Below are 24,209 nucleotides of genomic sequence, written 5' to 3' on the forward strand. Positions count from 1 at the left end.
CGCGCTACCCGCGTGTGTGCCGGTACAGGTGGAGGTGGATCTTGGCGTTTCAACTCGCACGACGGGTGCAGCGGGTGCGGCCGTCGCCGACCATGAGCGTGACCGCGCGGGCCGCGGCACTACGGGCCGACGGCCGCGACGTGATCGGCCTGAGCGCCGGCGAGCCCGACTTCGACACCCCCGAGCCTATCAGGGAGGCGGCGGTCGCGGCGATCCGCGCCGGCGAGACCCGCTATACCCCGGTCCCGGGCACGGACGCGCTCCGCGACGCCGTCGCCGCCAAGCTGGCGCGCGAAAACGGCCTGCACTACGGGCGCGACGAGGTCATGGTCAGCACCGGCGCCAAGCAGTGCCTCTACAACCTCGCCGCCGCCGTCCTCGACGCCGGTGACGAGGCCATCATCCAGGCGCCGTACTGGGTCTCCTACCCGGACATCGTGCGCCTGGTCGACGGCGTGCCGGAGATCGTGGAGACCGACGAGCGCACGCACTTCCGCCTTACCCCGGACACCCTGGATGCCGCGGTCAGCGACCGCACCCGGCTGCTGATCCTCAACAGCCCCGCCAACCCGACCGGGATCGCCTACACCCGCGACGAGCTGGCCGCCCTGGGCGAGGTCCTGCAGGGCTATCCGGACGTGCTCGTCGCCAGCGACGACATCTACGAGCACATCCACTGGGGCGGCGCGCCGTTCGCGAACATCGTCAACGCCTGCCCGGCGCTGCGCGAGCGGACCGTGGTGATCAATGGCGTGTCCAAGGCCTACGCCATGACCGGCTGGCGGATCGGCTACGCCGCCGGCCCGGCGCCGGTGATCACCGCGATGGCACGGGTCCAGTCCCAGTCCACCTCCTGCGCCAGCAGCGTCTCCCAGGCCGCGGCCCTCGCCGCCCTGGAGCACGGCGGCGAGGCGATCGCGCCCATGCGCGAGGCCTTCCGGCGCCGCCACGACCTGCTCGTCTCGCGCCTGGACGCCCTGCCCGGCGTGCGCTGCCGCCCCGCCGAGGGCACGTTCTACTGCTTCCCGGACTGCCGCCGGCTGATCCGCGAACTGCCGCAGGTCGGCGACGATACGGCGCTCGCCGAGTGGCTGCTGGAACACGCGGAGGTCGCGGTGGTACCCGGCTCCGCCTTCGGCCTGCCCGGGCGGCTGCGCTTCTCCTTCGCCACGAGCGAGGAGCGCCTGAGCGAGGCCGTGGACCGGATCGAACGCTGCCTGGCGGAGGCCCTCTGAGGGCCGCGGGTATTGACGCCACCGGCGCGGCCATTACAATACGCAGCTCACGGCTAACGCCATTCCCCGGTAGCTCAGCGGTAGAGCAAGTGGCTGTTAACCACTGGGTCGGCGGTTCGAATCCGTCCCGGGGAGCCAAATTCCACAGGGGCTCGCACGAAGCCCCTGGTCCCCCCAAAGCCTTCCCCGCAATCGAAACGTTTCCCTGCGGACGCGGGATCCACGGGTAGGCACAGCGCGCAGACCTCCCGCTCGGCCGTCACCCTCGGTGCCCGTCACGCCGAAATCCCGAATCTCTGCAGCCGCTTCGGGCTGATACCGCCGAGGGCGGTGAGCTGCTCGATACCCTCGAGCGGACGCCTGCCGATGATCGCCTGCGCCCGCTCGGGCCCGATGTGCGGGATGGCATGCAGGCAGTCGAAATCCGCGGTATCGATGTCGATGTCCCCGCTCTCCGAGTAGGCGGTCGTCCCCGACGTTTCGGCCCGCCTCTGCGCCTGCCCCTGTTCCTGGTCCTCTTCCTGCGGTACCAGGTGCAGGCCGGCCGCATCCGCGAAGACCTCCAGCATCCAGTCCTGGAGACGCGTTCGCGGCCCGTTCTCGCGCGCCAGGTCGTCCACCTCGTACAGGAGCCCGGTCACCGTCTCCGCCGGGAGCCGTACGCCCAGCCGTCGCCCGACGAGAACGAGCAAGGCGAGGGCGTCCTCCGTCCCGCGGTTCGCCGCCACACGCCGCCCGTCCAGGGCCGCGGCGATTCCGGGCAGACGATCGCTGGCCCCAACCAGGGGGGCGCTGTTGGCGTGCCGTCGCAGTGTCTCCGCCAGTCGCGCGACCGCCGCGCCGGCCTGCTCGCCCCGCCCACGCGCCGCGACGATCAGCACAAGCGCAGCGACGGCCTCGGCCGGTGTCCACTCCGCCGCGGCCCTGTCGCCGCGTTCGATCTCCCGTGCCCGCCGCTCGAGGCGTGCCGACTGCCGCCGTCGCCGCCACTCCCGAACAAGCACCGGCACGGCGGCGGCCCCGCGGGCCAACAACGCGAACGCCGCCAGTGCCAGCTGCAAGGCCAGCAGCCCGGCCATGACCGCCGCCCGCGCACCTGTATACCCGCGAACTTCGCGGAAGAGCGCAGCGGATTCGTCCAGTTGAACGAATCCAGCGCGTTGCGCGAGGACAGCGACAGCCCGCTCTTCGAGAGATTCACCCGGAGGGGCCGCTGCCATAACGGCCCCGGAGTATGAACCGGCCGTTCTGGAGGGCGACCTGGGTATTGCGTGCCGGGGTCATCGACACCCGAACCCCGCGGGCGGTATTGCCCGTAAGCGTCAGGCCCGCGGCCTTCATCTGCGCGCGCAGCGCGATGCCGCCGGTCCGGCTGGCCCGCAGGTGCCGGCCACGATGCTCGATGCGGCGCTGACGTCCGTAGCTGTCGTTCCTGCCGATGTTGAACAAAGTGGGCCTCCCTGATCCCCGGCTGTTTCTGTCCACCTACCGATCCCGTGCCGGTCATGATAGGGAATCGGCATGATCGCGATCACGGAGAGACTCACCGGGAGGCATGCCGCCGACCATGCCGACAGGTCCCTTCAGCCCTCCCCCGCGATATCCTCGATGCGCAGCCAGCCCGCGGGTTCCGGCGACGGGAGGTCGGCCGCGTGGATCTCGAGGACCTCGCCGACGCCGCCCGAGAACTCGGCGTTCTCCCGTTTTGAGAGCTCGACGAGGTGCAGGCGGTCCAGCGGATGCAGCTTGCCAGCGGCGACCTTCCGGGCACCCCAGGCACGGAGGCGGTCGCGCACATCCCCCGACAGGCGATGCACGGTCACGGAAACGTATCCCCGGTGGCCCCGGATCCGAATCCAGCCGGAGCGCAGCACGCGCGCGATGAGCGCACCACGCGCCGCACCCTCGCGGACGGCCGACCGGGGCTCGCCGTGCGAGGCGAAGGCCCTGTCGATATCGGCCTGGCTCAGGCCGAAACACTGCGGGTACACCACGACATCGGAGATGTGGTACTGACGCGCGCGCACGATGCGCCCGTCCGGGGTGATCCATTCCCCGCGCACGCGTATCACGACGACGCCTCCACCCACACGAAGTTGTCCGCGCTGAGCCTGGACTCACCGTTCCAGCGGTAGGCGCAGAGCCTCCCCTGCTCTGCGACGCTGTAATCCAGGCACGCCACCTGTGGCGCCATGGGCGCCGGAGCGCCGCGCATCCAGTAGTGGCCCACGAACATCGGCTTGTCTCCGTCATAGCCCAGCCGGCCCGTTTCCGGCATGGGGCTGTCGGGCAGTGTCTGCCGCGTTGCTTCGTCGATGACGGCACCGTCTCGGTAGGTCATTGGCGGGTGGGACCACCAGCGCACCCGCACCGCCTCGCGGGGATGGCCGTCCTTGTCCCTGAACGAGTGCCCCTCGGGCAGCGGAACCTCCAGGCCCTTGAGCAGGGTCTCCAGCGCCTCGTACTCGGGGGTGCCGCGCCGCGACGTGGCCACGTAGCCGGCCGTGGTGAGGCGGTTACCCGCGTCCAGGAAGGGCGCGAGGGCACGCTGGTGGCCGGGATGCCAGCAGGCGTGCACCACGCGCAGGCCCTCCTCCTCGAGCCACAGCGGGAGCGTGCTGAACCAGTCCACCCATTCCCGGTGGGCGACCGACCAGACCTCCAGCGCCGCCATCTGCTCGAGAAAGCGGCGATGCTGACCGACGTTCTTTTCGCTGTGGGGCCGCAGGTGCTCGCCGGGACGGGCCGGATCGGGCGTGGCGAAACACACGGCGTTGTATTCGTGGTTACCCATGACCGCCCGCGCCTGGCCGGCATCGCACATCCGCCGCACCACCTCCAGGACCCGCTGCTGCATCGGGCCGCGATCGATGAAGTCCCCGACGAAGATCACGCGGCGCTCGGCATGACGATACACGCCGCCGACTTCCCGGTAGCCCAGCTTCCCCAGCAGCGCTTCCAGGGCGTCGGCGTGCCCGTGGATGTCTCCGATGAGGTCGATACCCGGCATGGCGCCTCCTTGTCGTCCATTCGCGTCCATGATATCCAGCCTGTGCGACATATCACGTCGCACACGAGAAGTGCCGCACAGGGAGCATGGTGACACATGGCCGAGGCGATCACGCGGCAATGGTGGATGCTGCAGCGGATCCCCCGCGCACCCCGCAAGATTTCGGCGAACGCGCTCGCCGAGGAGCTCGCTGCGGCGGGCTACCCCGTCAGCAGGCGCACCGTCGAGCGCGACCTGCGCACGCTCTCCGCGGTCTTCCCGCTGATTTCCGACGAGCGCAGCCGGCCCTTCGGCTGGTCCTGGGCGGACGGGGCGGCAACCATCAGCATTCCGGCCATGACCCCGCAGGCGGCCCTGGTCCTGCGCATGGCCCGCGAGCACCTCACACGGGTATTACCCGGAAACACGCTGGAGACCCTCGCGCCGCAGTTCGAGCAGGCACGGCGGGCACTCGCACACGCCCCCGAGGGGCTGGCCTCCTGGCCGGACAAGGTCCGCACCGTCTCCCGCGGCCAGCCGCTGATCCCCCCGGCGATCGCGACCGAGACGCTGGAAACGGTCTATGCCGCCCTGCAGTCGGGGCACCAGCTCGCCATCCGGTATCGCCGGCGACGCGAACCGCGGGTGCGGGACTATGTCGCTCACCCCCTCGGGGTGGTCCTGCGGGACGGCATGGTCACGCTGGTGGCGACCCTGTTTCACTACCGCAACCCCGTTCAGCTGCACCTGCACCGGGTCCTGCAGGCCAATGCACTGACCGAGCCCGCCCGCGTCCCCACGGATTTCGATCTCGACGCCTGGCTCGCGCGCGATCCACTGGGCTTTCGCCTCGGCGAGCGGCTGCACCTGCGCATGCGCATGGCCGTGGAACCGGCGAAACACCTGGAGGAGACGCCGCTATCCCGCGACCAGGTGATCGGTCCGGTGGAGAACGGCTGGCGGGAAATCACGGCCACCGTGGAGGACACCGCCCAGTTACGCTGGTGGCTGCTCGGCTTCGGCCCGCGCGTGGAGGTCCTGGGCCCCGACGCCCTGCGCGGGGAGATCATCGGGGAGCTCAAGCGGGCCGTGGCGACCTACGGCTGATGGGTGCCCCGCGCAAGGCGTCGCCGGCGCCGCCGGGCTCGGGGCCCTGCGCCGGGACGCGCCCGGTCAGCGCCCTACCCTGCTCACGGTCAGGCTCAACCGATCGAGACCCCGGATTGCGGCTCGTTGACCAGCCCCTGGTCCCCGGAGACGATGCGGCCATCGAGTGACACCGCGTAGCTCTGCTCGTAACGAGGCCGGTAGAGGTAGCCGACAGTCCGTCCCATGGAGAACACCGGGCGCCCCTCGCCACACTCCGCCGCGTGCGCCTCGACGGCCTCACGCACGAGGCGCCGCTGCACGCCGGTACCGCGTTCGGCGATGTCCTCCGGCAGCGGCAGCTTCAGCCAGCGGTCCACCCCGCCCGAGAGGCCGAACATCGTGATCTGACGCGGACGCGAGCGTTCGGTGCGGATGAACAGATGCGGGCGAAACAGCGCCTTCATCGCGGCATGCCGTTGCGCCACCCGCTCGGCACGCGTCTGTTCAATGGCGATGGACAATGCCTCCCTGTCCTCCGGGAACGCCTGCAGGAGGCGCTCCGCCAAGTCCGGCGGGCACGCCCCGTCGTCGACGAGCGCGTGGACACGCCGGAACGCCTTGTTCCGGTTGCCCGGGCCCAACCGATCAACCAGGGCGCGCGCGAGCGCACGCCGATCCGCCGTGTTCAGCAGACGGGCAAGCAGGTCCACAACAGCCGACATGACACACCGCAAGGCGACGAATGACGCCTTCACCGTAGCGAGTGCGGAATCCCGAAAACAACAGGCACGCCACCACCATGCGACGTGGGCTGTCGCACCCGAACGCCGCCGAGTGAACGAATCCGGCGGGGACCCGGATTCCTATAAGGCGAAGACGCTCCGGCTACCCATTCTTTCAGCGTGGCGGCGCCGCACACTCCGACATGGGGTCACGCCATCGCCCGGGCACACAACATCCAGACCATGCCGCTCCCCTTCTCATATCCACAGCACCCCCTCATGAGGACCTGAACTCAGGTCGCCACCGCGAGCGAACTGGCGCAGTGGTCTTAATCCCTTTTCCAACAGGGCACCGTTCAGACCTTTGTCCGTGGTGCCCTATAACGGGCGGATTGTCTTAATCCCTTTTCCAACAGGGCACCGTTCAGACACGGTGAGACGGTCTACTCCGATAAGCCGTGTGGGTCTTAATCCCTTTTCCAACAGGGCACCGTTCAGACCCGCCCTCTTCGCCTGCTATGTCGCGCGTCACCGGTCTTAATCCCTTTTCCAACAGGGCACCGTTCAGACAAAAGCCCGCCTGCAACCCCCGTGCCAGAGCGCACGTCTTAATCCCTTTTCCAACAGGGCACCGTTCAGACGTGTTGGTGCCGCCCAAGGCTTAACCCGTAGCGCTGTCTTAATCCCTTTTCCAACAGGGCACCGTTCAGACGCGACACCACGATTACGTTTGCGCCACCATTGCCGTCTTAATCCCTTTTCCAACAGGGCACCGTTCAGACATGGACAGAACTGTAAGTTACTGGTCCGTATATCGTCTTAATCCCTTTTCCAACAGGGCACCGTTCAGACGGGCAGCCGGCTGCCAGCTTTGCCAAAAGTTGGCGTCTTAATCCCTTTTCCAACAGGGCACCGTTCAGACCCGGACGGCCATCAACACGCTGTTGGACGCTGCGTCTTAATCCCTTTTCCAACAGGGCACCGTTCAGACGCCCGTCGTGGTGAGCTGCCGGCTGAGGTGGTCGTCTTAATCCCTTTTCCAACAGGGCACCGTTCAGACAGGCGCTCGCGCTCGCTATGTTCTGTGTTGCGGGTCTTAATCCCTTTTCCAACAGGGCACCGTTCAGACGCGTGGTGCCTTAGCAAGGTGGCCAGCGGGGGGCCGTCTTAATCCCTTTTCCAACAGGGCACCGTTCAGACCACTAACCCCAAGCGCCCCAACACGGCCGCCTAGTCTTAATCCCTTTTCCAACAGGGCACCGTTCAGACCCCGCAATTCGCTTACAATTGACGTTTCGCAAGCGTCTTAATCCCTTTTCCAACAGGGCACCGTTCAGACATGGCGTCCGACGCTGACATGAAGGCGAACGATAAGTCTTAATCCCTTTTCCAACAGGGCACCGTTCAGACAACCGCTATGTAGAAAAGCAGTCCATTCCACAGGTCTTAATCCCTTTTCCAACAGGGCACCGTTCAGACTGCTGGCTCTATAAAACGCTTATTGATCAGAGTCTTGCAGACGGGGTTGGAACAACCAGCCCTCTGCTCAGAGTTGAGAACCGCTCTCATCTCGTTGCAGCCGCAAGCCACTGATATTCAACCCCTCTGGTAGTGGACTCCGACCCTGAAAGTGTATCGTCCCCCTAGACTGCATGCTATAGATACGGACGTCATCTGCGCGGTCGTCGATACGCTCGCGCAGCTCGGCGATCAGCGCTTTTCTCAGGGCGGGCGTAAGCCGGCAGTAGAACACGCTGTACTGCAATGGCAGCCCCCAACCACGCATACAGCGATGAACTCTTCGCAGACGCTTCGGGTCACGAATGTCGTAACACACCAGGTAATTGCCACTCCGGTCGTCGCCCATCGCTCACTCCTGTCCGGAGGCGCCTTCAATACGATTCCAGCTGCTGTGGTACTCGTGGGCGAGGGCGCGTAAGTGGCGGTCCAGCTGCCTCGGTAGCGCGGCGACCGTACGTAACTCGAAAAAACGGGTCAGCTCCCGGTCCGTCACGTGCCGAGGCTGCTCGCGCCTCCAGCGGACATAGGCCCAACAACTCGTCAACGAGAGGCACTGATGCAGCGTCCGGAGCAGATCGCCGCCGTGCTCCGCGAGGGCGCGGACGACCGGCTGGAGTCCCTGGCGGGCGAGTTCCGCCTGAATCCAGGCGTGGAGCTTACCATCCAGGCGGTGACGTTCCTGCTCGACCGGTACGCCGGGCACCATCACCCCGAGGTAGGTCATAAGCCGGTCGTAACCACGCTCGAAATCCCCCCTCAAAGTGCGCCGAAACACGACGCTCCAGGCGTGGCGACGCTGGGCGTCCTGCCACCAATGAAACGGACCAAGGCCACCGTGTTGCTCGATGATACCGGCAAGTTCACGGGCCGATCGGTTTTCGGCGGGATTGGCATGCTGCATTATCGCGCGCATGCCGCCGTCACGGCCCTCGAAATGGACGACTCCTCCCCGGGCCACTATTGCGAGGCACGCCTCGAGCAGGCCGCGATCGCTGCCACGAACCACGACCCGTCCGACACGGCTCAACGGGATGTAAGCAGGCGCCGAGTCCGGTGTATCCATGCGAAGCGCACCACTGTCCAGCCTGACCTCGGTCGAATCGGCGTCGACGTACACGGTCTTCGCATCATCGCGGCGCATCATTTCCCCCGGCCGCTGCCCCCGGTATGTCGGACAGATCCTGGCAGGCCCTGGCAAAGTGTCGTGCGATCCGGAACAACCAGCGCCGATGGAGGCGGGCGCCGCCCTCGTACGCACGGAAGAACGCCTCGCGCCCCGATTTGGCGAGTAGCACTCCGCTCTGCGAGCTGGCGAAATTGTGCTCGCTGAGTTCCCTTTCAGCGAACAGCCGCCAGACCAAGCGTTCCGCTCGGGTGCGGGCGACCTCTGCGAGGTCGCAGGCGAGGGAGTCCCGGCCGTAGAACGGCTCGTGGAGCACCCCCAGTGTCGGCTCGAGTCCATTCGCTGACACCGCCTTTAGGGCGTCACCGTGGACCAGCGTGTATGCGAGAGAAAGGGCCGCGTTCACCGGGTCCCGTGGTGGCCTGCGATTGCGCTGCTCGAAGCACAGGCTCGCCGGGAAAAGGGTCCTGTAACCACGGAAGAACGTTGCCGTGGCCGCCCCCTCCCGGCCCCGAAGGCCCGACGCCGCCACCCCCTGCGAACGGATCCCGGCCATTGCCATGTGCAGATCACTCAGGGCGCCTCCCAGGGGATGTCGCAGGTCAGGCCGCGTACGCATTGCCGCATTCAGCAGCCGGCGCTGTCCGGCAAGGCGCAACCAGACCAGCCGTCTCGCCCACTCGGTCTTCAGTGCGACATTCGTGACGAGACGGTATTGGCCAATTCGCCGATCAACGTCCCCGTGGCCATGGGCATTCAGGAACGTCCCCCGACGCCCGCCCCGTCCGGGCAGGATGGTTACGCCACTGCCGTTCTCGGCGAGACGGGTCAAGAGACGCGCGCTGAGCTGAACGTCACCCACGACGACCAGACGCTCCACCAGCGACAGCGGTACGGACCGCGGTGTCGCGTCCGGCTCTCGAACGACCATTGCACCGCGGTCGAACTCCAGGCGAGTCCCCCGACGATCGATGTAGGGCGTTCCCACTTCCAGTCCTCCTGCCCCCTACCCGAAATAGAAGAAGTCCGGGTCAACGGGGCGTACCGCCTGGCCAAGCGTGGCCAGTGGTTTGCCGGGTTCCAGCGGGATGACGGCAAAGACGTCTTCCGATAGGTCCAGAACCGCCGCCATCTCGCTATGCAGGCCTTTACGCTCCTGGGGGGTTAACCAGCACTCGTAGGCGGATTTCTGCCCGCCACTGGCATAGCCGCGAACCACGCGGACCGCCTTCGCAAGACGCTTTGGATCGCGAACGTCGTAGGCGGCGAGGAAGAGCTTGCGGTGCACGGGCGACTCCGGTCGATGGCGTTCGATTCAACATACCGTGCACCGCCGACCGGGCCGGGCATGGGAAGATTCCGGCGCCGCTACGGCACGGGGATGCGTTTCGCGGCAAATCGTTGCAGGCAGGCGCCCAGGTGTTCGAGCTCATCCGCGGAGAGCTCCGTGCCACGGCGTTCCGCCGGCACGGGGATAGTGAGGTGGAGGTAGTCGACGCCCCGTTCAGTGAGCCTCGCTATCAGCGGCACCGGGAGCGTACCGACCACCGTGTCGCCCTTTGCCGGTCGTGCCGGATCGAGGTGCGCAACATGATGCCCCGCCCCGAAACCTCGGCGGGCTAACCATTCGATGGCACCGGGGTGGCGGGAGACGATCCAGGTAGTCATGCGCCGAAATGGTCTACACGGTAACGGCCGAGCCCCATGACGGCGCCCTTGCCTACGTGGGTCCACTGGCCGGCCCACAACCACGGCCAGAGCGGTTCCAGCTCGCCGGCGATGGTGAAGCAGCCGATCAGCCCGCCGATGGGAACCCGGCGCTTCTGGCGCGCGGAATGGCGCTCGCCGTCCAGCCACGACAGCCGGACGTCCCGGAGCGCGACATGGTCCCGGGCGTGGTCGACCAGGGTGCGGTAGTCCGCTTCCAGCGGGACCTCGGCGACCGCGTCGTGCAGGCTCGAGATCCGCCGCAGGAGTGCGCCGGCGAAGCGCTCCAGCGTGAACCGCTCCGGCCCCACGGGCTGGCCCTCGTGCTGCAGGCGCAGCGGATGCTCGAGGACGATGCGCGCCTTTCCGGGGGCCGGCGGGGTGCTGATGCCGTAGCCCTTCGCACTTACCGCGGGCTCGTGGGTGACCGTGTCCGGGCCGCCGGGCGGACGGACCCGGACGTCGGCGACCCGCATCGGGACCCCGTGTAGTTCCAGTCGGGAGAGAGCGCTTTCCGCCGCCTTGAGATGGGACAGCGCCGGCTGCGCGAGGATGCAGTCCAGCTCTAGTCTTTGCCCGGCGCCGTGCGTGCCTCCACCGTGGACCGGCGAGATCACGTAGGGACGCGGCGGATCACGGAAGCGGGGAGCGAGCCCCTGTGCCCGCGGCGCCGGCGCCGGCTCAAAGACGGCGCCGTAGGCGCAGCGCTGGCGCACGCGGCACCCGTCGCAGCTCGCGGCCCCGGTGATGCAGGCGTCCCGGCGCAGGCGGGCCCCAAAGGCACTGCGCCAGAGGACCCCGGGGTATTCCGGCAGCCGCACCGCAGCTTCGGGCTCGAAGGTGAGCCGGAGGGGGAGTAAACGGAGCATCAGCGGCGCGTCTCCGGAAGGAGTTCCGCGAGCGCCTGCGCGAGTGTGTCGCGCATCGACTCGGGAGAGTGCAGGGCCGTCTCGTCCAGCTCGCCCGCCTTTTCGCGGTGGCCATGGGTCAAAACGTTGCGCAGCGCACGTAGACGCTTGAACGGTCTCCAGTCGCGGTTCGACGGACCATTATCTTCGTACTCCTTCTTGGCCGCCTGGCGCGTCTCCCGGTCGTTGGGATCGGCATTCACCGGACCGGTCTCCTGCACCAGGCGCGTGACATAGGCCTCAAAACCGTACAGCGCCGCCCGCAGCAGGTCTCCGCGGTCGAGCGCATTGAAGGCATGGCCGCGTTGGCGCTGGTAGAGCTGGGGTTCGTCGACCCAGTCCGTGCGCGCCTCCAGCAGCGGCTGAAAAAGGGCGCCGGCGCCCGGTAAGGGGTGCTCCCGGAGGCGGGCCCGTGCATTGCGGAAATGCTTTCGGGCCAGCTGACCCTGATGGATGGTTTCCAGGAATCCGCCCCGCGCTATGTCGTCGGCCAGTGCCGGGTCGGGGATGAGCGCGGCTACCCCCCGGTAGTCCCCTGTGAGCTCGCTGCGCTGGAGCGCTTCCAGCCAGTCGGCGAAGTGGAGAAGGCCTGCGACGTTGTACAGCGTCGCGCTACCCGCCGATGCGTGGAGCATGGCGTACCAGATCGCGCGTATCGACAGCGCAGGGCGGCGGGCACGAAGGTAGAGAACAGCCATCACCATGAGCATGGGCAGGTGCCGGTACCCATGGGTGATGTCGAGGGAGAGCGAATCGGCGCCCTCGGTGGCGTCCAAGAGTGCGCTGAGCAGCGCGACCTGCTCGGCCTCGTCGAGCCCTTCGGGGATCAGCCGCAGCTCGACCTCGTGACCGAGCGCCTCGGTGAGCGCCGCCGCGAGCACATCGAGCTGAGCGGGCGTGGCGGCCGCCTCGTCCACGCCCTGCATCAGCCCTTCCACCGTCTCATCGGGCAGGCTGATACTCCGGCCATCTGAGACCAACTGATCCCACATGCTGCCAGCGGTGCCCAGCACGACCAGGCGGTCCGGCCTCTCGTGGGCCGCCAGGCTGTAGCCCACGAACGCCGCGCGACGGCTCTGCCCGTCGGGGAACCGATAGTCCACCCTCTGATAGCCGTCGGCGGGCCGGTTCGTACGGCCGAGCAGGGTAATCAGCGTGTGCATGCGTCACTCCCCGAGGAACGAGCGGAGGCGGGCCTCGTGCTCGTCCAGTTCCGAAAGCCGGCTCTGCCGCCTTCTCCTGTTGCCAAGTTTGCGGACTTCCTGGCGCCGCTGCTCGAGCCATCGCCGCACCACGGTGGCGAATGCCGGGACATGCTCGTCGGGCACCTCGCCAGCGTCGAGCCGGTCCAGCAGGTAGCGGTATTCCGCCTGGTCGGGGTCCGCCTTACCCTCCAGCATCTCGGATGCCAGCCGCTCGCCGGCGGGCATTTCGGCGCGCTCGGCCTCCTTGCGGGCTTCTTCCGCCCTCTTGCGCCGATGCTCCTCTTCGTGCCGGCGCGCCTTTTCGTCGACGGCCATTTCGCCATAGCCTACGGCGGTCTTGGCGCCGAAGCCGAGCCAGGTGAAGGCGTGATCGAACAGCTCCTCCAGCACCGTCCTCCAGCGGTCACCTTCCAGCAGGCCGGGGGCGGCGGTTTCCAGAAGGGCCCGGTTGCACTGAACGGTGAACCGGAAGGCGCTCCCGGGCGGCACGGTTAGGAAGTGGATGGGCACGGGCGCGGCGTTGTCGTGCGGCGGGGTCCGGCCGGACCGGTCCTGGTGGTAGCCGCCGTGGTGCGGCGTCATGATCTCCCACTGCAGGTGGGCGCCCTCGGGCAACACGGGGAAGACGTCCCAGAAGAGCAGCGCGCCGCGGCGGCGTTCCAGACCTGCCGTTCTATCGTCGTCCGCACCCGCGGTCCCGAACAGGGCGTCGATCTCGGCACGGCCCCAGTCCCGGTCCGGGTTCTCGAACGCCCCGCCGGCGTCGAGCTCGCGCGCGGCCTGGCGGAGCACGCCCTTCACCGAGCTGCCGGGCAGGTAGGGCAGTCCGTACGGGGTGAGGAAGGCGAAGCCGTTCTCCAGCGGGTGCTCGATGCCCAGCCCGGTGGTGAACGGGGCGAGGCTCGTCCCCGGTACGGTGACGACCGTCGCGCTTTCGTCAACGGCGGCCTCCTCGGCGAGGCTGCGCTGGCGCTCCGCGAGGGCCTTCATGCGCGCCCGGTCATCGTCCGTGAGCCGGACGAGGTCGTCGCTGGCGCCGCCGTTGATCTTGGTCCAGTCGGCCTTCCAGAGGCGGAGGTAGAGGTAGAAGCGGTGACCCGGTGCGGCGTCCCGGAAATCCGTGCCGAGATACGCCGGTACCGCGGCCCGTCCCTGCTGCGCTGCGGTAGCCATGGGTCAGCCCTCCCCCTGCTGACGGGTCGGTGCGATCTGCCGGACCCAGCGGAGCCAGGCCATGGCCTCGGCGGTGATGGCCTGGAACTCCCTGGGCTCCGCGTTCATCAGGGCATCCATGAACGGCCCGTAGCCGGGATCGGCCGGCTCGCCAGCCTGGCGGCCGAAACGCTCCGGGAACTGTCCGGCCAGCCAGCGACGTAGGGCAATGCCGAGTGTCAAGTGATGATTATCCATGCGACGAACCCCGGACGTCTCCGCCTTTAGGGCCTTGTCACTAACGAAGGCGGCCGTCTGCATGAGGCCGCTGTTCATGATCAGTGCGGGCATCGCTTTAGCCAGGTTGACGAACTCGGGCGAACAGCTCTGCGAGATCGTCCAAGCGTCGGCGGCACGGCGTTGCTCCAGGGTCATCGTCATTGCTCACCCTCCACGATCCGGGTCATGACCAGGCCGCGGCCGGTAGTCGCGTCACCGCCGAGCTGCAGCAACCGCTTGCCGTTAAGCGCTGTTTGCATTTGCTGCATCACCGCGGCCGCATCCATTTCGCCATCGCCGGTTCGCTCCCGGGAAGCCATCAGCGGGGCAACCAGCAGCGACTCGGGGGGCAGGTTCTCCGCGTAGAACAGCCCCCCCTCGGCGGCGGTGCCCGTCTGCGGGTCGATACGCACGTGCGGCTCCACCAGCGTGGCGTTCCGGCTGAAGTAGTCGAAGTCGGTGTCGGACAGCACCACGAGGTCCCGGGCCAGCTTGTCGCGGAAGTACCGGTGACCCTCGTCCCCGCCGAGGGCGCTCCCGGCGAGCCAGTCCGCGATCCGCTCGATGCCGGAATCCGCCTGCGCCGCGTATTCAAAGACCTCCAGATGCAGGCGCCCCCCGTCGCCCACCAGGGCCTCGCTGCCCGCGGCGGTCGTCAGGCAGTCGCCCTCGGGCACCTCCGGGACGGGCCAGTCGGCGCTGATGCCGGTGGCGGCCAGCAGTCGCATGAGACGCGAGAGGGCCATGGGGCAGGTGGCGTAGACATAGCCCTGACGTCGCGCCCGGACCGGGAAGGCCACGAGTTGCGCATCACCGAAGCTGACCGCACCCGCATGGAGTTTTTCGCTCCGCGGCGCCGGTCCGAACAGCTGATCGGCCTTGTCGGCGTCGCCGCCGAGTGCGCCGAAGCCGTGTCGCACGGCCCCCTTGATCCCGGAGCCGGCGAAGCTCGGGTGGCCGGTGTGGGCCTCGCGCTGGATGGGGCTGTCGATCACGCCCGTGGCGGAGCCGGCGCCCATGTGCACGGGGCTGACGCAGTAGAGGAACAGGGCTGCAGTTTTCTCGAACATCGTGATCGTCCTTCACGCGTTGGCGATGGCGAAGCGGTTGAACCCTTCGGCGCGCCGCATCGGGTCGTCATTGTCGGGGGTGAGCCCCCAGAGGCCCGTTTCGGCAAGTTTTCGCAGGGCACCGGTGTCACCCTGCAGCAATTCCAGCCAGTACACCGATCCGGCGGGGGCAACGCGCACGGCCGGCTTGGGGCGTTTGTTGGCCAGGTCCCAGCCGCTGATGACCCCGCCCCGGGGAACGCTCGCGGCGGTAACCCGTGCACGCAGGCCGTTAGTGGTCCAGAGCCCGTCCGCGGACAGCCCGGGTAGCCGCCAGCCGTCCGGGAAGATCCCCGGGCTGGTGAGCACGATCCGGCAGCGGCCCGTGGCCTGGATGGCGGCGAAGTCGGGGGTCGGTTCCGGTGGCGGCTCGACGGTGGCGATGCCCGCGCCCCGGCCGTCGCCGCCGAGGCGCAGCACGCCGCCGGCGGGGAGCGGGCCGCCGCCGCCAACGCCGACCAGGAACCCCGTTTCCGGCTGACGGCACAGGCGCAGCGCGTCGGTGGTGTAGAGCTGCCCTTCGACGGTGCTCCGCCGGTTGTGGTCCAGCTCGATGCCGAGCCGTCGCTCGGTCTCCCAGAGCCGGCCGCTGTGGATCAGGTCGCCTCCAGCGAGCTCTTCTCCGCGCAGGTAGCGTTCCCATCCGGAGGCGGTGAGCCAGTAGCCGCCGCGGGGCTTGCCGCGTTCGTCGCGTCGCAGCAGCGGCGCCTGCTCCAGGGGCAGGCTCGCGGATACGCCCGGCGGCAGCGCCCGGGGTTGAAGGCGGTGCGGTTCCGGGGGGCCGGCCGCTTCGTCCTCCAGGAATACCTCCACGTCCGCGGGTACCGGCCGGAGTGGCTCGACCCCGTCGCGGTCCCGCCGGGCGAGAGTGACGGACTCGATGGTGAAAGGGCCCGGGCGGTCCGGGGCGCCCAGCACTTCGGTGATTGGCGCGTCGTCGTGCTCGCCGTTTGCGTATCGCGCCGGGTCCACACCGGCGTCCACCAGCATGCGGCTGCGCAGGGCGCCGGCGAACACCGACGGCCAGGGCGGCATCAGGCCCTGGCCGCCACCGTCGCCGAACAGCCGGTTACCGCGCAGGTGGAGCACGTCCAGGGGCTGGATGAACCGGTATTCGGTCATGGTCAACTCCTCGTCTCCCGGGCGAAGAATTCGGCGATGCCCGTGAGGTTCGCAATGCGTTCCCGAATGGCCTTCGCCTCTTGCGGCGTCTCGTCGCTCACAGGGTCTCGAGTGCCGAGTTTGGCCAGTCGGCGGGAATGGATGGGCTGCCCCTTGTCCTCGAGGCCCTGGCGCTGGAACTGGTGATGCAGCACCGCCTCCAGGTATTCGCGCACGCCATCGCCACCGCCGAGGGATGCAGGCTCCGGCAGGTCCGTCAGCCAGTTCTCGACGTTGTAGGCCGCGCGGCGTGAAGCCTCGGGGTTTTCCCGCAGATCCTTCGCCAGCTCGCGCAGGACAGTCATCTCGTCGGCGTTGTCCTCGGCGGCGGATGACCAGCTCGCCGTGTGCCGCAACGCGCCGCCGGAACGCTTGAGCACGGACAGCGAGAAGGCGTCGCGGCCGCCTTCGTTCTTGGCGCGCTTCTCGGCGGCGCGCAGCTCCTCCAGGGCCGCGAGCAGGGGCGTCTGGTGGTGCACGACCACCGCGCCCATGGACGCGGTGGCCCGACCACCCATGCACAGGTGTATACGCCCCTTGCGCCGCACGAAGCCCGAGCCGAGCCAGTGGGTGTCACCATCCTCGCCGGCGCCCGCGTCCCCGGAGTACGCGAGCCGCAGGGCGCGCATGGCGCTCAGCAGGTCCGTGGTGGGCAGCATCGCCATGAGGTCGTCGCCGCCCGCGTAGAGCACGCGACCGGCGTGGCGTTCCTCGACGATCCAGCGCGCGATGACGCTGGAGAAGTCGTTGAGCGCGCTGGAGATCGCGATGTGCCGTCCGGGCGACACCGCGCGCGGGGCCCGCAGGTAAGCCTGCAGGGCCTCGTTGCCCGCGAACCGCTGCTTGAGTCCTTGGGCCAGTTTCGGGTGGAAGGCGTCGATGTACGGGATCGACAGCTCCTCGTCTCCGGAAAGCCATTTGCCCATGTAGTCGCCGTCCATAAGCAACAGCGCGTAATAGGTTTCCGGCTTGCCGCCGAGCACCTGTTCCACTGTGCGCTGAGCAGCATCGCCATCGGCGTCTTCGTCCTCACGTTGCGCCTCGAGCCAGCTCGGGATGCGGGCGATCAGCGCGCCGTGCTCGCTTTGATGCAGGTGCTTGGCCAGGCGGTGGGGCAGGGCAGCAGGCGGTTCGTTTTCAATAGACTCCTGCTGCTCCGGGGTGAGTGCCTCGACCGAGCACCGGTTGTTCAACAGTGACGTGCTGAGGGCCATGGTATGGGTCGAGACCACGAACCGCCGCGGCGCCCGGTCCTCACCGAGCACGTCGCGGATCTCGCGGCAGAACAGCGTCGGCCAGAGCCGCTTGATGGCGGCCAGTCCGCCCAGGTGCTCACCCTTTCGGGCCCAGGCCGGGCGTTTCCGGGCAATCCGGCTCCAGAGCGTGTCGGCCGCATCGCGTTGTCCGGGTGGCAGCGCGAGGTGTGTCTCGTCGTGAGTCAGCCATTCCGTCTCGCCGGTGAGCGAGCAGCGATACCCGTTCTGTGTGAGCGCGGCGAACGGCCGGACGGTCTTGGCGGCGCCCATGGTTCGTTCGCCGAGCTCGTAGATGGCGGGATACAGGACCCCGGGGTTCGGCCGGTAGAACACTGCTGCCTCACCGGCCTCGGGATCGGTGATCTCCACCGGACGCTGCAGTACGGACCAGGCCTGGCTGCCAAGGAAGCCGGGTTCGCCGCCGTTCTGCGGGAGGAAGGCGGTCAGGGCGTCGCGCAGGGCCGTCGTGTCCACGGCTGCATCGCCGTCGCCTCCCGCCAACTCGTCGTAGTCGACGGCGCTCCAGTACACCTCCGGGAAGCCATCGAGCTGCTCGCCCATCTGCGTGTAGGCATGAGCGTCCGCGGACGGGTCGAGTCCGGCGGTCTCCAGCAGCTTGCCGACCGTCCGCTGTCCGCGTTCGGCGATCCATGCCCGGACGTGGTCCCGCACGGCCATCGCGATCTCCTCGGTGAGGGCCGCGGGCACGATCGCCAGGAAACGGTTCGGCAGGGCGGCACTGAACAGCGGGTTGGCGTCGGTCGTCACGCGCTGTTCGCCATTGACCGTTCTTGTCCAGTTCGCCTGCTGAAAGAGCGCGCGGTCCAGCCCGTTCTCCACCAGCCAGAGGTCCACCTGGGGCACGCCGCGGAGATTCGGGAAGAGGATGGCGTCCGGTCCCAGCCGCTCGCAGACGACCCGCATCGCCTCCCAGGAAAGGCGGGCGAGCAGGTGGGAGCCGGCCCACAGGTCCGAGGTGGTGCGGGCCGCGGAGATGAAGTCCTGGACCGGCCCGAGGGCGACGTGCAGCAGCGCGCAGCGGCCGTCGTCATCCGCGTGGAAGGCCCCGGTGAATCCCGAGACCAGGTCCAGGTGATCCCAGATGGTGTGATCGGGGATGCGCGTGTCCGCGGGCAGTCGGCGCCACAGCTCGCCGAGGCCCGCCCGGTCGTCGCTGCGCCGGATCTCCGGACCGAAACGCCAGAAAGCGAGCAGCGTGCGTTGCCAGTCCACGGCACCGTCGCTAGTCGTCTGTATCAGCGACCGGAAGTGCGTGAGGCTCTGGGCCTTGATCTCCCGGATGTCGGTGTCGCCGAGTCCGCCGGTCGTCCGGAGGTCCAGCTTCTGGCCAGTAAGCGGATGCCGTATCACCGGCTCCTCGGCGAAGCGGACCTGCGACCAATCCGGGTAGCGGCCGTCGTGGGCGCCCTTGGGGAACTGCGGCCGGTCCGCGGCCGAGGCCCACCAGTCCGCCTTTTTAACCCAGCGCGCCGCGCCGCTCGGCAGTGCCTCCCCGAAGAGATCCTCGCGGAGCGTGCGGCTGGTGCCGCCCTCGTGGCCCGCCGGGTCGCGAAGCAGCACGAGGGCCTTCTCGGCCGGGTCATGCAGGCGCGCGAGCAGCTTCGCCTGCGCGAGGGTCTTGTCCATGCTGTCACTCTCCCGCGTCATTGCGACACCCGCTGCAGGTCCTTCTGGAACTCGTCGTCCAGCAATTCGTGGCATGCCTCCCAAAGATCCGGGAAGCGGGCCTCCTCCTGGGCGGTGAACTTCTGCCGCAGAAAGTCGGCCGGACCGCAGGGAACGTGGGCAATCTGGCCATGCAGGCCCTTTTCCCCCTTGATGACCTTGAAGCGGAGGGAACTCGGGATGCGTGCGCTCAGCTTGTCCCAGTCCGGTCGGTTGCCCTTCGTCACGGGATAGGAGAGCAGTGGCCTGCGGCCCTGCTGCTTGGCCTCGCCGCAGAGGGCCTTGCGGACTTCCGCAAGAACCCGGATAGCACCTTCCCAGCTCCTCTGTGGCCGGGTTTGCCATACAAGAGGCCCGGCCTTGTCCCGACCGACACCGATCGTCCAATCGTGGTTGTTCACGGCATCACGCCAGTCCACCAGGTAACGGTCGAGGTGGATCTTGGGCGGCGACTCGATTTCGTACGATCCCCAGCCGTTGCGGTTGCGCCCGCCAACGGTGCCGAAGCGGTGCATCAGGCCCAGAGCCTGTTCCAGCGCGTCGTTGTCATCGCCGGCCGGCCAGGCCATTCGCAGCGTGGCGGACTCGCCCGCGGGTATTGCCGGATCGGTCTTCCGGTCGGTCTCCTTGCGCTGGGTTTCCGCCCGCCCGAACCCGAGATAGCCTGCCGCACTCAGGCCACTGGTCATGCGCAACTGATTCCGGTCCACCGCCAAGTGCCAGTCCGGCTCGGTGTGGCGTTTCCAAGCGTTCAGCCGTAGCCGCAGCGCGCTGCGTTTGCCGCTATTGCCGGCAGCGTCGCCGAAAAGCTCGCCCTCCAAGCGGCGAACGGTGGCCAGGTCGTGCCCGTGCGAGGCGATCGCCATGCGCCACCACCGACGCAGCTCGGCCTTGAACGGCGGTGTCCGCCAGGCCGCGTTCTGGCGGGCATCGCCGAGAAATGCCGGCGTCAGGAAGGTGATCGTGTGCTGTCTCTGTTCCATGCTCATGGGTTCAGCTCCAGGGCCGTGCTCAGGCTAGAAGGTGGCGGCGCTTGCGCCGGCACGCGCAAATCTCCGCGGGTCACGGCTCCCCCTCGATGCGGACCTGCTCCGCGGCGAGCGGCAACCCGTAGACCGTGTGGGGGCGCCGGCCATACGAACGGAGCTGGTAGCGCGCCACGGCGGCCGGGTGGAGTCCACTACGTTCCGATAGGGCGGTATTCAGGCGCGTTCGGGTGCGGCTGAAATAGCCACTGTCTCCGGTCTGCCGCAGCTCGTCCCGGGCTGCTTCGACGTGGTCCTTGAGCGTGCTCGGGCCCTCACCTTCCAGCCAGTCCACCGTGGCGCGCAGATCATCGGCGGCCTCCTCACCGAAACCGATTGGCGGCCTTCCGGCCAGCACGCGACGCGCGAAACAGGTCAGCCAGGCAAAATGCGTCGCGGAGAGCTCCACCGGATGGCCCTGCAGCCACGCCACCCGCTCACCGACGTCGATAACCAGCTCGGGGCGTTCCAGGACCTGCTGGGCGCGGGCGACCGCCTCGCTGAAGCTCAGCTCGCCGTAGAGCAGGGTCTTGTCCATTTCCTCGCGCAGGCGCACGAACGGGATATCCGCCAACTGGAGCCGCGCGTCCGCCGTGCTCACATAGTCATTACGGCCGCGCAGGGTCAGGGTCCGCGGATACGGCGGTGGATAGAAGAAATCGGGATGCGACTCGAAAGGCGGATTCACCAGCACGTGCGAGAGCCGATCCTGCGGGCGCGCATACAGGGAAAGCGCGTAGCCCGCGTAGAAGCCCATGGTCTTACGCCCCCCAGCGAGGGATACGTGCAACCGGACGTCATCGTCTGTGGTCCAGGCGCGGATACGGTCGTTGATGAGGTCCGCGGCATGCGCGTTGTCGTCCGCGTTCACGATGTCCCCGAGGGGCTCATCCTCGCCGTTACGGATGACGTGAATGCACGACTCATCGAAGGTAATGGCATCCCGGTCGATGCCGCAGTCGCTGCAGAGCTGATCGAAATGGCCCTGCCCCCCGGCACGCGAAAACAGGGACAGCTGGATCCGGCGCCGGCCTTCGGTCGTCGTGATGACTTCGATTCGCTCAGGGATCCGGCTTTTGCCACCCGCCGCCGCTTCCTGGGCAAGGGCGTAAACCGTCTCGGTAACCACCTGGGGCGTCAGGCCGGTCACGCAAAGGAGGGTGTCCCTGAATCGTTCTGGCATTTGTCGGCGATCCTTGCTGTTGTCCTGCTGCCCCAAAGGCTAGGTGACTGCCAGCCCCGGCGCGCTAACGGGAAGTTTTCGACGTCCCGGACGGGGCATTCAGCGAACGGGCCAACCGCCGGCCGCAGCCGCCGCGGTCACGCCGGCTTCGGCCTCACCGCCTCGAGCCATCCGCGCACTTCCGAACGAAAGGTCGGCAACCGGCCTGGGCCGATCACCTCGATGCCGTGCTGCCTGGCGCGCTTGTGCATTTCCTCGGAGGGGTGTCGCGCGGTCACGAACCAGGTGTGGCCGAACAGCCCCCGAACGTCCTGGCTCAGGCTGTCGAGCTTGTAGAACTGCTGGTCGTCGGCACTCACATCCCGACCGTGGCGCGTCGTCTTGCACTCCACGACCAGGAGCCGGTTGGCGTGCACGGCGACCACGTCGAGTTCATTACGTGCACCGTGAGTGCCTTCCCACGTGCCCGTCACGCTCAGGTCGACGTGGTCGGCACCTTCGTCAACGAACCAGTGGTAGACGTATTCCTCTAGCCAGCCCCCATTGAGAAAGCGGGTGCGCTCCGGATCCAGGAACGCGATGTCCGGGCCGCCCTCCCAGTCCAGCAGGCCTTCGGACGATAGCCAGTCGAGGGCCTTCGCCCACCGCCCGTGCGGAGCGCTCTCGAATCGCTGTTCCGGCCACACGAGTTCATCGCCATCCATGGCCCGACTCGCCAGGTTGTTGAGTGCGCCCAGGAAGTCGCCCCAATCCGGCGCCTGTCGCCCAAGCCGCTTGCACAGCTGTTTACGGTCCGCGACCCCGTCCATGTACTCGTCATTCGCCGAGCCCGTTTGCCGGACACGGAACCCCTGGGCGAGCAGATAGGTAGGAATGTCGAGCACCGAACCGAGTGGCCTCGGTGCCTGTCGCGGCTCACGCGCAGGCAGTATTTCCAGACGCCCATGGGCCGTATCGGTGTACACACACCGGTCGACATCGCTGCGCAGCACGTCCAGAAAGCCAATCGCCATCAGCTTCGTCCCACCGGTCAGGTTGAGCACGAGCTCATCAGCCTGACCGGCGAGCCTCGATAGGACATCGAGCGCGAACTCCTCGAGCCGGGGCATATCCACTTCCGGCGCATCGTCAAAGCGCTGCACGCCGATGCCCTGCTGCTCGAGGATCTCGGTGAGACGCGCAGCCTGGGGACGCATGGACTCCGTCACGACCAACGCCGCCCTGTCGGGGCGATCCATCAGCGTGGGGATGATGTTTCCGAGCAGCTGATTGGACACTAGAAGTATATGCATGCTGGCCATGCGCTCTCCCTTTCCCTGGCCGTTCTACCCTCGGACGATACCTCGGAGCGGGGGCGCCTTTCCGGCGTTTTGTAGAAACATAATATAGCCGTTACCGCGGGCAATGCAGCCATTGACAGGGGAGAAAATGCGACTACCAGTCGCATTCAAGGAGCCCACGTATCCTGTCGTCCACCCGGGCCTTCCGATACCGACCACCAAAAGTCGAGGGATGAGCGATCTTAACGATGGTCACGTGCCGCGCGAGCACCGGCACCCGGTAGCGATACGCCTCGTAGAGCATGGTGGAATGCGGCCCCGCGGGCGTCAGGACCGGCTCGTCGACAGGCTCCAGGTCACCCTCGCCGTAAAGCGCGGTGAAACGCGGAAGCAACTGCCCCTCCAGGAGGATCATTGCGGGATCGGTGCGCGCCATGATGTCAGTGACGAACGGACGTGCCTCTTCCGCCGCCTCGTTCATATCAATGCCGTGAAAGGCACGAAAGCCCCGATCCCCCCTTGCGCTGCGCCGGAACACGAGGTTGGACTTGACCACGCTGCCGGCGAGCCGTGGCACGCGAAGGGCGCTGTTAAGGAGGTGACGCATCGCGCGTGCCTCCGGGTAATCGCAGACGTCGAAGTCGTGGCTTCCGTCCCCGTAGAACGGGTCACGGCTGCCCGCGGTCTCCGGCACCGAAAGCCGCCAGGTGGCGGGGTCACCCCCAGGATTCAGGCCCAGCACCAGAACCGGAGCCGGGATCACCGGGCCGGAGAAGATCTTGTATTCATTGAAACCGGCGACACCCGACGCCCGCCGGTACGCCGCGTCCAGGTTCTGCATCCATTTAACCGTCTCGTCGCTCAACTACGCCTCCGTGAGTCCTTTATGCCAATTGCCGGGGCACGATAAGCAACCGACCGGTCGAGGAATCACGGCGGAAAGTTTTCGGACGGTTTGCCCAAACGGTCCCGAAATCCGGGTTAGCGCTCATGGCCTATCCCCGCCCCGCGTAAACCCTGCCGCCAAAACAGCGCCCTGGCGTACGGGGATCACGTTCCAATGTCCGCCAGGGCACCGTTCAGACACCGACTGGATTCGCATTTAACCTCGGAACCTTGTCTTAATCCCTTTTCCATCAGGGCATCGTTCAGACAGCAGGCGCCCACCCTGCCCAACACGTATGGGCAGTCTTAATCCCTTTTCCATCAGGGCATCGTTCAGACGTCACGTCCGGCTCTTCCGCAATCCGCGGCACTGTCTTAATCCCTTTTCCATCAGGGCATCGTTCAGACCTGGCAGCAGGCGGTAAACCAGCAGCGGCCGTTTGTCTTAATCCCTTTTCCATCAGGGCATCGTTCAGACCCGCCGCGAAGAAGTGGAAGGCGACCGACTGGATCGGTCTTAATCCCTTTTCCATCAGGGCATCGTTCAGACGGTGCCGCCCAAGTAACCCGTAGCGCCCTAACGCCGTCTTAATCCCTTTTCCATCAGGGCATCGTTCAGACGGACTCACAGGGTCGCGTCTACTCCTTGAGCGTCGTCTTAATCCCTTTTCCATCAGGGCATCGTTCAGACCGC

The 24,209-nt window shown here is 67.4% G+C and carries 23 protein-coding genes, 1 tRNA gene and 2 CRISPR repeat arrays; of the genes, 3 read left to right on the plus strand and 21 right to left on the minus strand.

The genetic code is table 11. The features are described from left to right. Positions 1 to 41 precede the first annotated feature (41 nt). Together ACEZHJ_RS07160 and ACEZHJ_RS07165 are read left to right on the plus strand one after the other, a co-directional pair. Positions 42 to 1,235 (plus strand): pyridoxal phosphate-dependent aminotransferase, encoded by a 1,194-nt coding sequence (locus tag ACEZHJ_RS07160; RefSeq protein WP_205599749.1) that lies wholly within the window; start codon positions 42 to 44, stop codon positions 1,233 to 1,235. Between the two features lie 63 nt (positions 1,236 to 1,298). After that, positions 1,299 to 1,373 (plus strand) — tRNA-Asn (locus ACEZHJ_RS07165). A 137-nt stretch (positions 1,374 to 1,510) separates the two neighbouring features. Here the strand turns inward: ACEZHJ_RS07165 and ACEZHJ_RS07170 are convergent. The 4 genes from ACEZHJ_RS07170 to ACEZHJ_RS07185 all read right to left on the minus strand — a co-directional run bounded on the left by ACEZHJ_RS07170 (position 1,511) and on the right by ACEZHJ_RS07185 (position 4,245). Beyond that, entirely contained in the window at positions 1,511 to 2,314 is an 804-nt protein-coding gene (locus tag ACEZHJ_RS07170) for a ComEA family DNA-binding protein (protein ID WP_375036370.1), read from the minus strand. Between the two features lie 118 nt (positions 2,315 to 2,432). Further along, positions 2,433 to 2,684: a hypothetical protein gene (locus ACEZHJ_RS07175; protein WP_205599747.1), complete on the minus strand. Its 252-nt coding sequence runs from the start codon at positions 2,682 to 2,684 to the stop codon at positions 2,433 to 2,435. Positions 2,685 to 2,818: 134 nt separating this feature from the next. Continuing rightward, complete coding sequence (locus ACEZHJ_RS07180) at positions 2,819 to 3,307, minus strand: hypothetical protein (RefSeq protein ID WP_375036371.1); 489 nt, start codon at positions 3,305 to 3,307, stop codon at positions 2,819 to 2,821. Continuing rightward, complete coding sequence (locus tag ACEZHJ_RS07185; protein ID WP_163139172.1) at positions 3,304 to 4,245, minus strand: metallophosphoesterase; 942 nt, start codon at positions 4,243 to 4,245, stop codon at positions 3,304 to 3,306. Before ACEZHJ_RS07185 ends, ACEZHJ_RS07180 begins: the two co-directional genes overlap by 4 nt. A gap of 96 nt (positions 4,246 to 4,341) precedes the next feature. Between ACEZHJ_RS07185 and ACEZHJ_RS07190 the strand changes: the two genes are divergently transcribed. Further along, positions 4,342 to 5,331 carry a YafY family protein gene (locus tag ACEZHJ_RS07190; RefSeq protein ID WP_163139171.1) on the plus strand — a complete coding sequence of 330 codons (990 nt, stop codon included), beginning with the start codon at positions 4,342 to 4,344 and terminating at the stop codon, positions 5,329 to 5,331. Positions 5,332 to 5,426: 95 nt separating this feature from the next. On the opposite strand, the gene ACEZHJ_RS07195 is transcribed toward ACEZHJ_RS07190, so the two are convergent. From ACEZHJ_RS07195 to ACEZHJ_RS07275, 17 genes are all read right to left on the minus strand, one after another. Next, the gene (locus ACEZHJ_RS07195) at positions 5,427 to 6,035 is read right to left on the minus strand and encodes a hypothetical protein (RefSeq protein ID WP_375036372.1); all 609 of its coding nucleotides are present in this window, start codon (positions 6,033 to 6,035) and stop codon (positions 5,427 to 5,429) included. 326 nt (positions 6,036 to 6,361) lie between these two features. Next, positions 6,362 to 7,514: direct repeats of the CRISPR family, unit length 36 nt; unit sequence GTCTTAATCCCTTTTCCAACAGGGCACCGTTCAGAC. Positions 7,515 to 7,581: 67 nt separating this feature from the next. Beyond that, positions 7,582 to 7,902, minus strand: a complete 321-nt coding sequence (gene cas2, locus ACEZHJ_RS07200; RefSeq protein ID WP_163141071.1) for a CRISPR-associated endonuclease Cas2 — start codon at positions 7,900 to 7,902, stop codon at positions 7,582 to 7,584. A 3-nt stretch (positions 7,903 to 7,905) separates the two neighbouring features. After that, positions 7,906 to 8,697 carry a hypothetical protein gene (locus tag ACEZHJ_RS07205; RefSeq protein ID WP_375036373.1) on the minus strand — a complete coding sequence of 264 codons (792 nt, stop codon included), beginning with the start codon at positions 8,695 to 8,697 and terminating at the stop codon, positions 7,906 to 7,908. After that, the gene (cas1, locus tag ACEZHJ_RS07210; protein ID WP_375036374.1) at positions 8,684 to 9,667 is read right to left on the minus strand and encodes a CRISPR-associated endonuclease Cas1; all 984 of its coding nucleotides are present in this window, start codon (positions 9,665 to 9,667) and stop codon (positions 8,684 to 8,686) included. The genes ACEZHJ_RS07205 and cas1 overlap by 14 nt, the downstream gene beginning before the upstream one ends. Before the next feature lie 18 nt (positions 9,668 to 9,685). After that, positions 9,686 to 9,967: a CRISPR-associated endonuclease Cas2 gene (locus tag ACEZHJ_RS07215; protein ID WP_163141062.1), complete on the minus strand. Its 282-nt coding sequence runs from the start codon at positions 9,965 to 9,967 to the stop codon at positions 9,686 to 9,688. Positions 9,968 to 10,047: 80 nt separating this feature from the next. Further along, the gene (gene csx16, locus ACEZHJ_RS07220; RefSeq protein WP_163141059.1) at positions 10,048 to 10,347 is read right to left on the minus strand and encodes a CRISPR-associated protein Csx16; all 300 of its coding nucleotides are present in this window, start codon (positions 10,345 to 10,347) and stop codon (positions 10,048 to 10,050) included. Continuing rightward, complete coding sequence (gene cas6 / locus ACEZHJ_RS07225) at positions 10,344 to 11,255, minus strand: CRISPR system precrRNA processing endoribonuclease RAMP protein Cas6 (protein WP_163141056.1); 912 nt, start codon at positions 11,253 to 11,255, stop codon at positions 10,344 to 10,346. Before cas6 ends, csx16 begins: the two co-directional genes overlap by 4 nt. After that, complete coding sequence (csx2, locus tag ACEZHJ_RS07230) at positions 11,255 to 12,457, minus strand: TIGR02221 family CRISPR-associated protein (protein ID WP_375036375.1); 1,203 nt, start codon at positions 12,455 to 12,457, stop codon at positions 11,255 to 11,257. Before csx2 ends, cas6 begins: the two co-directional genes overlap by 1 nt. A gap of 3 nt (positions 12,458 to 12,460) precedes the next feature. Further along, positions 12,461 to 13,672 (minus strand): type III-B CRISPR module RAMP protein Cmr6, encoded by a 1,212-nt coding sequence (gene cmr6 / locus ACEZHJ_RS07235; RefSeq protein WP_163141050.1) that lies wholly within the window; start codon positions 13,670 to 13,672, stop codon positions 12,461 to 12,463. A 3-nt stretch (positions 13,673 to 13,675) separates the two neighbouring features. Continuing rightward, complete coding sequence (locus ACEZHJ_RS07240; protein ID WP_163141047.1) at positions 13,676 to 14,092, minus strand: type III-B CRISPR module-associated protein Cmr5; 417 nt, start codon at positions 14,090 to 14,092, stop codon at positions 13,676 to 13,678. After that, entirely contained in the window at positions 14,089 to 15,000 is a 912-nt protein-coding gene (gene cmr4 / locus ACEZHJ_RS07245; RefSeq protein ID WP_163141044.1) for a type III-B CRISPR module RAMP protein Cmr4, read from the minus strand. The genes ACEZHJ_RS07240 and cmr4 overlap by 4 nt, the downstream gene beginning before the upstream one ends. A 12-nt stretch (positions 15,001 to 15,012) precedes the next feature. Further along, positions 15,013 to 16,161 carry a type III-B CRISPR module-associated Cmr3 family protein gene (locus tag ACEZHJ_RS07250; protein ID WP_375036376.1) on the minus strand — a complete coding sequence of 383 codons (1,149 nt, stop codon included), beginning with the start codon at positions 16,159 to 16,161 and terminating at the stop codon, positions 15,013 to 15,015. Between the two features lie 2 nt (positions 16,162 to 16,163). After that, a complete protein-coding gene (gene cas10 / locus ACEZHJ_RS07255; RefSeq protein ID WP_375036377.1) occupies positions 16,164 to 19,103 on the minus strand; it encodes a type III-B CRISPR-associated protein Cas10/Cmr2 in 2,940 nt (979 codons plus the stop codon). A 17-nt stretch (positions 19,104 to 19,120) separates the two neighbouring features. Then, on the minus strand, positions 19,121 to 20,131 hold the full coding sequence (locus tag ACEZHJ_RS07260; RefSeq protein WP_375036378.1) for an RAMP superfamily CRISPR-associated protein: 1,011 nt from the start codon (positions 20,129 to 20,131) through the stop codon (positions 19,121 to 19,123). A 73-nt stretch (positions 20,132 to 20,204) separates the two neighbouring features. After that, complete coding sequence (gene csm6 / locus ACEZHJ_RS07265) at positions 20,205 to 21,350, minus strand: CRISPR-associated ring nuclease Csm6 (RefSeq protein ID WP_163139609.1); 1,146 nt, start codon at positions 21,348 to 21,350, stop codon at positions 20,205 to 20,207. A gap of 137 nt (positions 21,351 to 21,487) precedes the next feature. Further along, positions 21,488 to 22,651, minus strand: a complete 1,164-nt coding sequence (locus ACEZHJ_RS07270; RefSeq protein ID WP_375036379.1) for a Card1-like endonuclease domain-containing protein — start codon at positions 22,649 to 22,651, stop codon at positions 21,488 to 21,490. A gap of 133 nt (positions 22,652 to 22,784) precedes the next feature. Further along, entirely contained in the window at positions 22,785 to 23,495 is a 711-nt protein-coding gene (locus ACEZHJ_RS07275) for a hypothetical protein (protein ID WP_163139605.1), read from the minus strand. 184 nt (positions 23,496 to 23,679) lie between these two features. Further along, a CRISPR array of direct repeats spans positions 23,680 to 24,206; the repeat unit is 36 nt; unit sequence GTCTTAATCCCTTTTCCATCAGGGCATCGTTCAGAC. Positions 24,207 to 24,209: the final 3 nt, after the last annotated feature.

This window comes from Arhodomonas sp. KWT2, from assembly GCF_041949875.1.
Lineage (GTDB): Bacteria > Pseudomonadota > Gammaproteobacteria > Nitrococcales > Nitrococcaceae > Arhodomonas > Arhodomonas aquaeolei.